7 protein-coding genes and 1 tRNA gene are annotated in these 13,201 nt (G+C 59.9%); 1 reads left to right on the plus strand and 7 read right to left on the minus strand.

The features are described 5' to 3' along the window. Positions 1-22: 22 nt before the first annotated feature. The 5 genes from ACSBPQ_RS11645 to ACSBPQ_RS11665 form a co-directional block, all read right to left on the minus strand. Entirely contained in the window at positions 23-3,451 is a 3,429-nt protein-coding gene (locus tag ACSBPQ_RS11645) for a DEAD/DEAH box helicase family protein (protein WP_442682298.1), read from the minus strand. After that, on the minus strand, positions 3,451-6,603 hold the full coding sequence (locus tag ACSBPQ_RS11650; protein WP_442682299.1) for a site-specific DNA-methyltransferase: 3,153 nt from the start codon (positions 6,601-6,603) through the stop codon (positions 3,451-3,453). Before ACSBPQ_RS11650 ends, ACSBPQ_RS11645 begins: the two co-directional genes overlap by 1 nt. 35 nt (positions 6,604-6,638) lie before the next feature. After that, positions 6,639-9,575: an SNF2-related protein gene (locus tag ACSBPQ_RS11655; RefSeq protein ID WP_442682300.1), complete on the minus strand. Its 2,937-nt coding sequence runs from the start codon at positions 9,573-9,575 to the stop codon at positions 6,639-6,641. Further along, a complete protein-coding gene (locus ACSBPQ_RS11660; protein ID WP_442682301.1) occupies positions 9,563-10,474 on the minus strand; it encodes a WYL domain-containing protein in 912 nt (303 codons plus the stop codon). The genes ACSBPQ_RS11655 and ACSBPQ_RS11660 overlap by 13 nt, the downstream gene beginning before the upstream one ends. A gap of 528 nt (positions 10,475-11,002) precedes the next feature. Beyond that, positions 11,003-11,093 (minus strand) — tRNA-Ser (locus ACSBPQ_RS11665). Positions 11,094-11,291: 198 nt separating this feature from the next. On the opposite strand from ACSBPQ_RS11665, the gene ACSBPQ_RS11670 reads away from it, so the two are divergent. Further along, positions 11,292-11,996, plus strand: a complete 705-nt coding sequence (locus tag ACSBPQ_RS11670) for a PP2C family protein-serine/threonine phosphatase (protein ID WP_442682302.1) — start codon at positions 11,292-11,294, stop codon at positions 11,994-11,996. A gap of 14 nt (positions 11,997-12,010) precedes the next feature. On the opposite strand, the gene dnaQ is transcribed toward ACSBPQ_RS11670, so the two are convergent. After that, on the minus strand, positions 12,011-12,739 hold the full coding sequence (gene dnaQ / locus ACSBPQ_RS11675) for a DNA polymerase III subunit epsilon (protein ID WP_442682303.1): 729 nt from the start codon (positions 12,737-12,739) through the stop codon (positions 12,011-12,013). Positions 12,740-12,747: 8 nt separating this feature from the next. Continuing rightward, positions 12,748-13,200 carry a ribonuclease HI gene (rnhA, locus tag ACSBPQ_RS11680; RefSeq protein ID WP_442682304.1) on the minus strand — a complete coding sequence of 151 codons (453 nt, stop codon included), beginning with the start codon at positions 13,198-13,200 and terminating at the stop codon, positions 12,748-12,750. Position 13,201: the final 1 nt, after the last annotated feature.

Below are 13,201 nucleotides of genomic sequence, written 5' to 3' on the forward strand. Positions count from 1 at the left end.
AAATCGGTGGATCGATGGCTGGTCACGCCAGCACCGCAAACAGCTTTTTCAGGTAGGCACTGCCGCCGTCCTCCATGAACAGCACATGGCGGCCCTCCAGATCGGCCTTCTTTGTCGGGCCGCCGACGTTGAGCAGGTCGGCGAACTTCGTTGGCGAGAGGACAAAGGCATTCAAGACCAGCGGCGCTTCGCCCGCCTTCGCCTGTCCTGCCAGGGTCGCCTCCAGCGTCTTCACTTCTTTATAGAGGCCCAGCTTGGGGTGCGAGAGATCGAGATTGCGCAGACCTTTGGGATCGACGAAGGTCAGCCACTGCTTGCCACTGGCGTCGTCCACCAACCACAGCAGGAAGTCCGGGTAGAAGTTGCCCGCCAGCGCGAAGCCCAAACCCTTCTCTTCCCGATCTGCATTGCGCAGCAGATAGAGACTGCGCTGGCCGATGGCCTGCTTGCCGTCGGGCGAGTTGTAGAACGCTTCCAAATCGCGAACGAACTCGACTTCGCTCGGCGCATCAAAAGCCAGCGGGCGCAGTTTCAGCGGTACGGCGTCTTTGTCCTCCAACGCCAGCAGCGGGTAGTACAGGTGCCGATCGAAGCTGATGGCCACCATATGTGGCGCGTTCCATTGGCTCGCCTCTCCGATCTTGCCGTCCGCCACCAGTTTCTTCAGCACTTCCAGCTTCTTCTGATACTCCAGGCCGTCGTCCGTGTTCTCGATCTCCAAGTGGTAGCGCTCGAGCATCGATCCGTGCTCTTCGTCCATGTGGACGATGTCGTAGAACTGACCCTCGTAGCCGGTCTTCAGCGCCTTGTAGAAGCGATCGGTGTAGTCGGTCAGCAGCCGGATCAGGATGTCCTCTTGCTTGCGGATGTCGGCGAACGTGGTCACGTTCAGTTCCGCTGCCGGAATGAACAACGTGTACCAGTCCTGCGCGCCCGCGCAGAAGTCGATCAGCTTCTGCCGTTCCAACCGCAGGTTGCTCCAGCTGCGCTGCAACTTGTAATCCTGCAGCGCCAGATAGATGCGATCCCAATTGAAAGCCGGGAACAGCGTCTGATTCAACTTGCCCTTGCTGCGGGCTTCCGTCGTGGGGGTTGTGCCCTTGTCCTTGCTGGACAGCGCTTCGACACGCGGGTACAGGTCGAGTACCACATGGGGCGGCTTGATTTTTCCCTGGAACTGCACGGGTATTTCGTACAGCCACGGAAAGTGCGTGCGCTTGAACCCAAGTTTCTGGTTGTCCTTGTAGCCATCCTTCAGCGCCAAGGTCTTGAGTTTGCCTTTGGGCAGGTTGGCCCGCGTTGGGAAGTCCAGCTCCAGCACTTCGTCACTAGGCGTGATGCCTTCCTCGCGCAGGTAGTCTTTGAACGCGGCCATGTAGCTGGCACGCACACCGAATATGTTCAGCGCCTCCAGCTTGTCCAGATGCACGCCCTTGGGCCGGTCCTGCGGCAAGGTGCGCTTGAGCGAGAAGCCCTTACCCTTGAGGCGCACCCCGCGTCCGAACAACTGGATGATCTGCGAGCCTTCACCTTGGCCCATGTTCAGCAGACCCATCGTGGACACGCGCCAACTGCTCCAGCCTTCCGTGAATTTGCGCGAGCCGATCAGCACGTTGAGGCGGCTGTCCTTGTTGTTCAGCGTGCCGAACAGCGCACCGCCAAAGTCGTCGCGCTCGCTATCGAAAGCCTCCGCGTCCTCCGCCATCCCGAAGAAGCCCGCATCGTCGCCGATGTTGATGAGGCCGAAGGGCTCCGCATCGCCCACGCGCAACGCCAGCTCACCCTTGCTGCTCTTGATGTTGACCAGTTTCAATCGCTGGCGGGCCGAGGCATTGAACACTCGCAGCAGGATGTCGGCGTACAGCTCATCCACGCGACCGCTGAAGCCCATCAGAGGCGTGAAACGCCCGCTGAAAATGTTGTTGCCCTTGGCGTCCAAAATCTGCGCCTTGTCCGCAATCAGGTCGGTCAGCCAGCTCTTGATCTGCGCTTCGCTGTTCAGGAAGTCGGCGAGGAAGTTAACCACTTCCAGAATGTCCGACTCCTCGCCCGACACCGTGTTGCCCACGAACACCCACAGCGGCTTTTCGATATTGAAGTCGGTGAGCTTGTCGCGGTGCGTGTTCCACAGCCAAAGCTGCTGATAGAAGGCCAGCAGGCAGGCGGTGAAATACTTGGCGGCGTTGTCGGCTTGTTCGTAGGCGTCGCCGCTCATGTTGAGGATCAGCGATTCCTTGCCGTAGCCGTCCTCGTAGAAGAACTTGTACGAGTAGTCGAACAGGATGCACTTGGCGTAGATCTCGCGCGTGGCGGTGATGCGCGCGCGGCGCTTGTCCTCGGCAGTAAGCTCATAAACAGACCTGAAATCTTCAATCTGCTGTTTCTCATCTGCACTTAACTCTCGAACTTTTCGACCCGGAAACTCGACTGAACGATAGAAGTCAGCTTTGCTTTTGCGAATTTCTTCTTCCGCGCCTTCAATGGTTTTTCCCTTAGCCACTGCCTGCCCGAAGGTGGCCGAGTACTCGAAGGCGAAGCCGCCTCGCACCAGCGCATCGCGCCGCGCCATCCACGCGCCCGCCGCCGTGCCAGTACCACGGTGGCCTTCGTCCACCAGCACCAGGTTGTTGCCCTCGAAGGCATCCACGGCGACGGTCTTGTCGCCCATCTCATCGCCCAGCTTGTTGATGTCGATGATTTCGATGGTGCCGCGCGCGGGTGACTGAGCCTTGTTGAAGAACTGCGAGAACCCGAAGCCGGACAGGTGCAGCTCCTCCAGATGCTGACGGCTCAACCCTTCGTTGGGCGTGAGCAGGATGATCTTGCTCGGGTAGTGATCGCTGCGCCCCGCCTGGAAGTAGTGCAGGTACTGGCGGATGTTGACGTGCAGCAGCAGTGTCTTGCCGCTGCCGGTGGCATTCCAGAAGGCGATCTTGTTCAGGTCGTCCGCTTCGAAATCGCGGAACGGTTCCGCGCCAGTCTCGGCACGGTAGCGCGTCATTTCGTCGTTCAGGCCATCTAGCAGCTCCTGGTGATGGTTGAAGTACCAGTCCAGATACAGCTCAGTGAATAACAGCGAGAGGTACTGGAAGTACTTCATCTGCAACTCATGGCCCTCCAGCTTGTTGCGCTGGGCGGTGATGGCCTGCCAGTGGGCGACGACGTTCAAGTCGTAGCGCCGCAGGTCGGCCTCGGGCACCTTGTTGGGATCGAACAAGCCTCGGATCAGTTCGTGAAAGAACTTGGTCTGGCCGTCCTCGTCGATGCCCTCGAAGCGGTCGTCGCCCAAGCGCATCTTGAGTGCGGCCAGCGTGCCGCCCTGAAAGAAGCCCAGCACCCAGCGGTTGAGCACCAATTCCTGATGGAAGCTGCGCTTCCTGACGCCGCGACTGGAACCGGCTGCGCCGCTTGCGCCAGAACCGGCGACAGGGGTCTTGCGTGGCCGTGCCATCAGATGTCCTCCACGGAGAACATGCGCTCCAGAAACTCCGGCTCGATCTGGCGCAGCTTGAGCACGCGGGTGGCACCGCCTTCCTCGGCCGTCTGCGTCAGCACGGTGGGAATGTTGTGGTCGCCGTTGATGTAGACCACGTCAAACTCGTTGTCCGCCGGGTTGATGGCCAGCTTGTCGCAGAGCTTGCTGATGCCTTCGTAGTCCAGCACATCGCAATCGCGCCACAGCACGAGGCAGCTTTCACCGCTGGGTAGCGTGCCAGTGACGGTGACAAAGCCGCGCTGCGGCTGGGCGTCGATGTGCTTGACGCGAAGGCCGATCAGGAAATTGAAGGTCTCGACCAGATCGATCTTGCGCGGCTCGAACGCGCCCGCCGAATCCACGGCCACGTTGAGGGTGTAGTCGAAGGGCTTCTTGAAGTCTTCCACCGATAGCAACGAGCCACGACTCTCCACGTCCAGCAGGTAGTTGAGCAGGTAGTCGTCCTTGGCTTGCTGCGGCAAAGTGTTCAGCAGATCACCCTGCGCGGACGTACGGCGCAGTTGCAGGTTGTTCAGGGTGTCTTCGTAGCTTTCGAGCTTGATGACTTTAAAGCATTGGGAGATGCCCGTTTCGGGTGCGGTCGGCTTTCCTTCTTTCCAGTCGGCGGAATACACAACCTTCTGAATTCGCGGCTTGACGACCGTATCGAAATAGGCTCCTTGCTCAACAAGAATATAGCGATGAGCAGCCTTTGTTTCTCGCCCAATCCGAAATACAGCTTCCCCTGTGGTGCCAGAACCAGCGAAGAAATCCAACGTAATGCTTTCAGGTTCTGCCGCCCCACATGAACGAATTGCATCCTCGACAAGCTTCTTAGCTTTCGGAAAATCAAACGTCTTTTCTCCAAAGAAGTCCTTCAACTCCGATGCGCCATAATTTGCAGAGGCGTACTCGCCCTTATCCCACCAAGTAACTGGTGGTGCTTCATCATCCATGCGCGTCTTGAAGTCAATGGTTATATCGCCATCATTAGCGCGACGAACTCGGTATTCCTCATACTCAGTCGCCACTCGCTTATAGCCGCGCTGCCACCGCTTCTCGATGCGTTGCCCGTTCTCAAACTTGACGGGATAGACAAGAGTTTCATCCGCCGCTGGTCGCTCCAGGAGCTTGTAGTCCTGCGTTTCCTCGTCCCACTCCATTCTCAAGATGCGAATCTTGTTCTGTGAATTCACTGCAATCGGGTACCATGACTTTGGACGATCCTCGCGACGATCGCCATTACCTGCGCGGATGAAATTCATCCATGAATATCTGCCTTGCTCATCCTCTAATGGATATCGAGCAGCTTTGCTTGCGCTGTACCCAATGGTGTACGGCAACGATTTTTCACTTTTCCCGTAAAAAAGGGCGTACTCATGAACCGGGGAAAATTTACCCTTCGTTTTTCGGCTTTGAGGGTTCGATTTAACGACAGCGACACCAACTTGCTTCTCAAATGTTGAGTCAAGAACTTGAACCAGCGGGGATGCCTCCTGATCGTCAATGGCGACGCTAATCAGGGCATCTTCTTGCATGAGACGCTTTGCTAGATCGAGCCTAGTCTGAAGTAAAGATAACCAAGAAGAGTCCTTGTATCCGTTCTTGTAAATAATCGCGGAGGCATCCGTGTTATAGGGCGGGTCAATGTAAATACAATTCACACGCTCGCGGTATTTCTCCTGCAATAACGAAAGTCCCTGAAAATTGTCTCCGTTGATAAGCAGGCCGTTCACGCTTGCATCAATGTCCTCGATGTGTGCCACCAGCTTGTGCACGATCTCAACATCAAACAGACTGGTATCTACCATCCGATACGGTGCAGCCTTCAAGTCGTCCACAGTCCCTGGCGCATCGCCATCCCACACGCCCAGCTGCTTCCAGCGAGCCCACTGCTGCTCGTTCGCTACCACTTCCGGCCACAGCGCTTCCGGCACCCGATCCAGCGTGATGCAGTAGTGGCTGGAGACAACAAATTTCTTTTTCAGCCACAGCTTCTTCTGGAAGTCTTCCAACTGAGCCAAGAAAGTGATCAGCTCCAGCGCGATGCTGCGCAGGCACTGGATCATGCGCAGGTTCTTTTCGATGTCGGCGAACGCGCCCGCGTTCTGCACGTCATCCAGATGCATGACTTCGTTCTTGATGTAGAAGTCCAGCTCGCGCCGCAGGAAACCACCCAGATCCTTGTGGATGAAGTAGTCCGCCGTGTTCTTGGTGGTGTAGTCGCTCAGGTGCTTTTCAAGCAGGGTGCGCTGCGGGCTCTTCTCGGTGGGCGCGCGGCTGCCCAGGACCTGCCAGCGGGCCTTGACGGCTGCGTCATTCAGCACGGTTTCCACTGCTTTGGTAACCAGCGCCTCCTGCTTGGTGCCTTTGGGCTGGGTGGCATATTCAAAGCGAATGATCAGCTCCTTGCTGCCATCGGCGGTTTGTACTTCCTCAACGGGTAGCAGCTCTTCTTCGTACTCGTCGCCGTTGTCATCCACGCGGGTAACAGTTTTGGCCGCTACCAGGGCAAAGCGCCGTTCCTTGTCGTTGTCCTTGCGGTTGTCTTTGGCGGTGTCGGCGGCGGCCAGGCGCAAATGCACCGTGCGACCGTCTTCGAGCTTGAAGCTGTAATTGCTGAAGTTCTCGCCGCTCTTGGTGTAGTACTGATCCTTGTTGGCCCAGTGCAGCATCACCTCTTCGCCCGCGTAGGGGATGGCGTAGGTGTCGCCCTTGTAACGGCGCTGGCTGATGAAGTCGCCTTGCTCGTAGTAGCGGGAGAAAAAGGCCAGCAGGTGCGAGAACACTGCGTTCTCGTGTTCGCTGCTGCCTGCTGCTGTCTCTTTCAGCTTGGCGCGTAGTTCCTGTACCTTGGGTACGGCATCGGGGCTGACACCCAAGGCTTGGGCGTTCTTCTCTGCCTCTTGCAACTCAGCTTGCAATTGCACGGCGCTGGCGGTGCTCCCTGCGGAGAGGGCTGCCTGAACCTTCTCAGCCAGCCGGTTTTTCAGGTAGTCGTTGATCTCGCCCGCGCGGGCGTTGAGGATGCGGTAGATACCGAAGTCCAGTTCCGGGCGGTCGATCTGGAAGATCTCGCGCAGCTTGGCGACGAGCTCCTGGAATTTGGGATTCTGTTTGGTGGTCATAGGTTGCCCTGATCTCGGGATATCTGATTCTTCGGTTACGTGACCTGCCAGCGGATGCTGAACAGGGTCTCGTTGCTTGTTTTTTCTTGCAGGCGCTGCTGGAGCGAGGCAATTAGCTCATCGCGCTTGGCGATGATCTCGTCCTCGACGGCAAAAATTTCCTGCCGCAGACGGCGTTGCTTGCGTTCCAGCTCAGACAGTTCGCGTTGGATGCCGTCTTGCTCTTGCAAGGTGACAGCCTTACGGGCGTCACGCTTCAACTGTGCGATGCGCGCCTTGGTGTTCTTCAGGGCCTCTTCAGCGGCCAGCAACTTGTCGTCGGCCCAGCGTTCCAGTTTGTCGCGCTCTTCATTGAAGAGGCGCTGGTTGGCTTCCAGGACCTGGGCAATAGTTGCGGCAACCGCACGCTGGCTGTTAGCGAGCAATCCCTCGGGCACGGTGGAGCTCAAAGGGGTGGGTTTGCCCGCTGCAGGAATGGCCATCAGCTTTTCGCAGGCTTCCTGATCCAGTACCTGACCATCGTCAGTGAGGCCTGAGAACAGCAGCGCCTCTGTGGTCTCGAAGGCAGTGACTTCCAGTCGAGCCAGCGTCAGCCAGCCGGACTTGCCGCGCAGTCTCTCAATGACGGAGACACGCGCACCGTGTTTGTCGTAGTCGAGTTTCAATGTGGCGACGGGCGTGGCCGCGTTCAGGCTGGCCTCAATACTCCATTCCCCCAGCGGGTGGCTGAGGCGATAGGCATGTGCCAGCATATCCGGCTGTGCCGCCCCGCGAATGAGCTGATAGCGGCCTGTGGCGATTCCAGTTGGCGGCGTGCTCAGAGAAAACGCGTAGGACTGCTCGTCGAAGCGCGCGCGGCCGTCCAATGCAAAGCAGGTGACACCCCAGAACCAGCGCCCCAGCTTGTCGAGCCGCGCTTCGGCGTCCTGAAGGCGCAGCTTGAGGCGGTCGTGAACGTCCTCATCGAAGTTCTCCAGCAATTGGGACTGGGTGTCTTTGATGCGGTCGGCGATAACTTCTTCCAGCTCGGTTTGCAGGGCGTTGAAGGCGGCTTCGATCTGCTCGGGCTGGCGACAGGTGTCGTAGATCTGGAGGATGCGTTTCTCGAAGTCGAGGCCACCTTCAATGCGGCCCAGCACTTCATCGCTTGCGCCAAACACACCAGAGAACAGATTGAATTTCTCAGTAAGTAGCTCCAGCACGCGCTGGTCGGCCTGGTTTCGGGTGTTAAGAAAATTGATAACCACGACATCGAAACGCTGACCGTAGCGGTGGCAACGGCCAATGCGCTGCTCGACGCGCTGCGGGTTCCAGGGCAGGTCATAGTTAATGATCAGCGCGCAAAACTGCAGGTTGACGCCTTCGGCAGCCGCTTCAGTGGCGATCATGATTTCCGCGCCGGTGCCGTCGTCCTTGCGGAAGTGGTCGATCAGCGCGGTGCGGCGATCTACCTGCGGCGAGCCGGTGACGCGATCTGTGCCTCTATATTCTTCCAGCCAGCGCTGGTAGATGGCGGTGGATTCCTCGTGGGTGTTGGTGCCACTAAACAGCACCAACTTTCCCGCGTGCCCGTTGGCTGAGAGGAAGCGGTGCAGGTACTCCTGAGTGCGCTTGGATTCCGTGAAGATGATGGCCTTGCGTGGCGCGCGCAGCTCGGTCATCTTGCTGAAGCCCAAGCCGAGCGCCTTCAGTAGCGCCTGTGCCTTGGTGTCGGTTTTCAGGGCTTGGGCGGCATCGACGAATGCAGTCAGCTCCGCGATCTCGGTGGTGATGGCGGTGCGGACGGCATGGGCATCTTTTGCTGCGCCCGGCTTACCTTCTTCGACTGGCGCAGGCGTCGGGGCTTCGACGTTTTCTTCTGCCTCGCTGGCTTCCTCTTCCAGGTAGTCCTGCTCCAGGTCGTCCTCGGCAATGAGCTGTTCGACCAGTTGGCTGCCGTCGTCTTCCGTTTTGCCCGCTGCGAGCAGGCCTTGCAGGCGCTCGCGGATGGTGACCAAGGTGGCGGCAACGGCGTGCGAACTGGAGGCCAGCAGCTTGCGCAGGATCAGTGCCGTGAGGTGGCGCTGCTGCTTGGGCAGGGCGTAGGAGTCTTCCTTTTGCAGAAAGGCCGAGATGCGCTCGTACAGCGCATGCTCGTCGTCAGTGGGGTTGAACGGCTGGGTGAGGGCCTTGCGCTCGGTGTACTTGATGTACTCCAGCACATCGCGACGAAGCGTGCGTTTGGCAAAGCTGGCAAGACGCTCACGCAGTTCCTCCAAGCCTGTTTCGCTGTTCATGAACTGCTTGCGGAAGGCAGTTTCGTCGCCAAACATGTGCTCGTCGATAAGCGTCGACAGGCCGTACAACTCCATCAGCGAGTTCTGCAACGGCGTGGCGGTGAGCAGCAGCTTCTTGCGGCCTTGCAGCGCACGCTTGAGCGCCTGTCCTGTGCGGTTGCTGGCACGGTGCGCATTGCGCAGCTTGTGCGCTTCGTCGATGACCACCACATCCCAAGGCACGGCCCGCAGCTCGGCCTCCAGCTTGGCGGCAAACTGGTAGGACATGATGACGACTGCCTTGCCAACCTGCCGTTGCAGGGTGGCGAGCATGTCGCCAGCGGACTGCTTACGCAGATAAACGGCATCGACCACGGTGGTGGGCACGGCGAACTTGTCGTGCAGCTCCTGCGCCCATTGCTTGCGCAGGCTCGCCGGGCAGATGACCAAGAGCCGACGGCGGCGCTCAGCCCAGTATTGGCAAACCACCAGCGCGGCTTCGATGGTTTTACCCAAGCCCACCTCGTCAGCCAGCAGCACGCCTTCCTGCAGCGGGTTCCGAAGTGCGAACAGCGCCGCCTCGATCTGATGTGGGTTCAGATCAACACTGGCGTCGAACAACGATCGCGACAAACGATCTACGCCATCAGCGCCATGCCGGCGGGTAATTTCATGGGCGTAGTACTTCGCGTGATATGAGGAAATCAATCCTGACATCGATCCAACTCCTGACCAAGCACTACGTAACCTGGCGCCAAAACAGCGTTCTTGACGCCGTAAAGCACCATGCAATCCTTCAGCCATAAGCGATACTCATGCCCGCGCAAGCTGTGGTCGGGCGTGCAGTCCACACTCCATTGGCGAAGGATGTAACCGGCGGTGGCTGCCCGCAGCTTCATCCGCAGCACGCCACCCTGCATGCTGTAGTCCATCTCGGTGATCTCCGGCCGGGGCTGGCTTGGGTGTGGCACCAGCTCCAGTTCGACGATTCGGGTCCACTGAATGTCCTGATCGCTCATCTCGTGGGGCGCCACTGGCTGACCCTTGAGCACCACCGGAAACTTGATCCGGGTGATGACGAAATCCCGGAACTCTTGGGACTTCCGGTCGAAGGCGCGGACGTGCCAGCGGATGCCGTTGTCGATCAGCGCGAACGGGACGATCTCCCGCTCAGTGCGGCCACTGGTGATGGAGTGGTACTCGATGCCGAGCGGACACTTCTGGTGAATCGCACGGGTCACGCTCGCCAGCACATCCAGATCCGGATACGTGAGCCGTGACGGGCTCTCGCTGGCCACCCACGCCTTGAGCCGCATCGGCTCACCGTCACCAAAGCCCTGGGTCAGCCACGACAGCACCCGCTCCGGGGGGAAGTCGAATACGGGCCGGAAATCCGGCCCCAGGATGTAGGACTTGCCCTTGGAGTCGTAATCGATGTTGCCCGGGGCCAACTCCTTGTACAGCGCCAGATCCCTGGATGCGGCGGCGGACTGGATGCCAAACCGCGTGACCAAGTCCTGGCGTCGTATCTCCCCGATGAAGCGCACCCGCAACTCCACGAACGCGAGTCGGTCACGCTGTGGCTGGGTTAGATCTGCAAGCTGCTCGTTCGTCATCCGTGCGTTACCGGGGAAGATCACTCATCCGGGTCAGTAATTCCTTGTACGAGTTCTAGGGGAAAGCCTGCGGCCTACCGGCAACCACCCAAACATTACCATCATGATCACACAAGGGCTGCATTTTGATAACCATCCTCGTTCGAGGCAGCCCATCCACCTGCAGAGCACTGCAGAACGGCCATCAGGACGCTACGGCACCAAGATCACCACCATAACCAGCTGCTGCCGATGGCCCTCATCGCAACAGGGAGTCTTGAGCTTGTAGAAAAGTTGAAGCGATCGTACAGCACGCTTTGCAGCACAGATCCAACGCATCTGTGTGCCATATCGATATAAGTGCCTCGAGGGACCGCGCCCTGCCCGCTTGGCTCCTATGGCATCCAAACGCTCTGACCAGCAAGGCAGACGCGCCCCCCGTCCAGATGGATCCAGCAGCAGCCAGCCCCCAATGGCATACCAGATGGCATACCAGCCAAGCCACAAATGAAAAAAGCCCTTGAAATTCAAGGGCTTAGTTCAAGTATCTGGCGGAGAGGGGGGGATTCGAACCCCCGAGGCGCTATAAACGCCTGCCTGATTTCGAGTCAGGTACATTCAACCGCTCTGCCACCTCTCCAGATGGTCCCGGCGAACCGGGCCGCAAATGATAAGGGGCAATGGCCGTGCGGACAAGCGGTTTTTCCGGTTCCCGGCCACAAGCCTGCTTTCCCGCTGCTTAGCACGGCCGGAAAAAACGGGCACGGGCGCTTGCCGTGCACCTCCATGAACGCGATGATGCGTTGCCCCTCCAATGGAACGGCCTGCCCGGGCACCCATGATCGAATTCGGACATCTCAGCCATGTCGGCCTGCGCCGCCAGCTCAACGAGGACACCTATTACGGTGACAGTGAGCTGGGGCTGTGGCTGGTGGCCGATGGCATGGGCGGGCACGCCTGTGGCGAGGTGGCCAGTGCGCTGGCACGGGAAACCATCGTGCGCGAAGTGCGCAGCGGTACGCCGCTGATACAGGCCATCCGTATCGCCGACGAGGAGATCATCCGCACCTCGCAGCGGCGCAACGACAGCCTGCCGATGGGCACCACCGTGGTGGCCGCGCGGGTGCAGGACAACCAGTTCGAAGTGGCCTGGGTCGGCGACAGCCGCGCCTACATGTGGCGCGACGGCAAGCTGGCCCAGCTCAGCCAGGATCACAGCTACGTGCAGGAGCTGATCGCGCAGGGAACGCTCACCGCCGAACAGGCGCGTGCCCATCCGCATCGCAATGTGGTCACCCAGGCACTGGGCGTGACCGATCCGGCGCACCTCAATGTGTCCTCGATGACCGGTGAGCTGCGACCCGGGATGCAGCTGCTGCTGTGCAGTGACGGCTTGACCGAAGAGATCGATGACGCCGCCATCGCCGGCACGCTGGCGCATGCCGACTGCAGTGCGCAGGAGTGCGTGGATACGCTGGTCGGTGCGGCGCTGGACGGTGGCGGTTCGGACAACATCAGCGTCGTGCTGATCCGCTGCCACTGAGCGGCGCGCCGCGGTCAGCTGTTTTCCTGCGGCTCCGGCGCGCGTTCGCCATCCCACCAGGCATGGCCGGCCTTCTTGCGCAGGCGCTCCAGACGTGACACATGCGCCTCCTGCTCGGAGGTGGTGACCAGCACCCGCGGGCGCGGCAGCAGGACCGAGGCGTCAAACGCCTGCACCGCCACATCGGCACCACGACGCTCGGCTTCCGGCTGGCCGAAGCCGATCTCTTCCTGCCCCGAGGTCAGCGCGATGAACACATCGGCGAGGATCTGCGCATCGAGCAGGGCGCCGTGCAGCTGGCGGTGCGAGTTGTCCACGCCCAGCCGCCGGCACAGCGCATCCAGCGAGTTGCGCTGGCCCGGATAGCGCTCGCGCGCCATGGCCAGCGTATCGGTCACCGTCACCCGTCCGGCCAGCCGCCCCTTGCCGGCCAGTGACAGCTCGTTTTCAAGGAAGCCCATGTCGAACGAGGCGTTGTGGATGATCAGCTCGGCGCCATCCACGTAGGCCAGGAACTCGTCGACGACTTCCTCGAAACGCGGCTTGTCGGCAAGGAACTCCAGGGTCAGGCCGGTGACCTCCTGCGCGCCCTGCTCGAACTCGCAATCGGGCTTGAGGTAACGGTGGAAGTTGTTGCCGCTGGGACGCCGCTCAAGCAGTTCCACGCAACCGATTTCGACCACGCGGTTGCCCTTCTTCCATTCCAGGCCGGTGGTTTCGGTATCAAGGACGATCTGGCGCATGGCCTACCTCAGTTGCTGCCGGCGCTTGCGCGCACGCGGATGGCTTCATCGCGGGCCAGCTGGTCCACGCGCTCGTTGTCCGGATCGCCGGAATGGCCTTTCACCCAGCGCCAGTCGATGCGATGCCGCTGCGTGGCCGCATGCAGCCTCTCCCACAGGTCACGGTTCTTGACCGCATCTCCACCGGCGGTCTTCCAGTTGCGCCGCACCCAGCCGGGCATCCACTCGGTGATGCCCTGGCGTACGTATTGCGAATCGGTATGCAGGGTGATTTCGCAAGGCTCGATCAACGCTTCCAGCCCCGAGATCGCCGCCATCAGCTCCATGCGGTTGTTGGTGGTGTGGGCTTCGCCGCCGGTCACCTCGCGTTCGTGGCCCTTGTAACGCAGCAGCGCGGCCCATCCGCCGGGCCCGGGATTGCCGAGGCAGGCGCCGTCGGTGTGTATTTCAATGGATTTCATG

Source organism: Stenotrophomonas sp. JC08, assembly GCF_052180205.1.
GTDB lineage: Bacteria > Pseudomonadota > Gammaproteobacteria > Xanthomonadales > Xanthomonadaceae > Stenotrophomonas.

Coding starts and splice junctions, on each gene's coding strand:
- ACSBPQ_RS11660 (WP_442682301.1), bottom strand. CDS start 10,474: ATGACGAACGAGCAGCTTGCAGATCTAACCCAGCCACAGCGTGACCGA.
- ACSBPQ_RS11645 (WP_442682298.1), bottom strand. CDS start 3,451: ATGGCACGGCCACGCAAGACCCCTGTCGCCGGTTCTGGCGCAAGCGGC.
- rnhA (WP_442682304.1), bottom strand. CDS start 13,200: ATGAAATCCATTGAAATACACACCGACGGCGCCTGCCTCGGCAATCCC.
- ACSBPQ_RS11655 (WP_442682300.1), bottom strand. CDS start 9,575: ATGTCAGGATTGATTTCCTCATATCACGCGAAGTACTACGCCCATGAA.
- ACSBPQ_RS11650 (WP_442682299.1), bottom strand. CDS start 6,603: ATGACCACCAAACAGAATCCCAAATTCCAGGAGCTCGTCGCCAAGCTG.
- ACSBPQ_RS11670 (WP_442682302.1), top strand. CDS start 11,292: ATGATCGAATTCGGACATCTCAGCCATGTCGGCCTGCGCCGCCAGCTC.
- dnaQ (WP_442682303.1), bottom strand. CDS start 12,739: ATGCGCCAGATCGTCCTTGATACCGAAACCACCGGCCTGGAATGGAAG.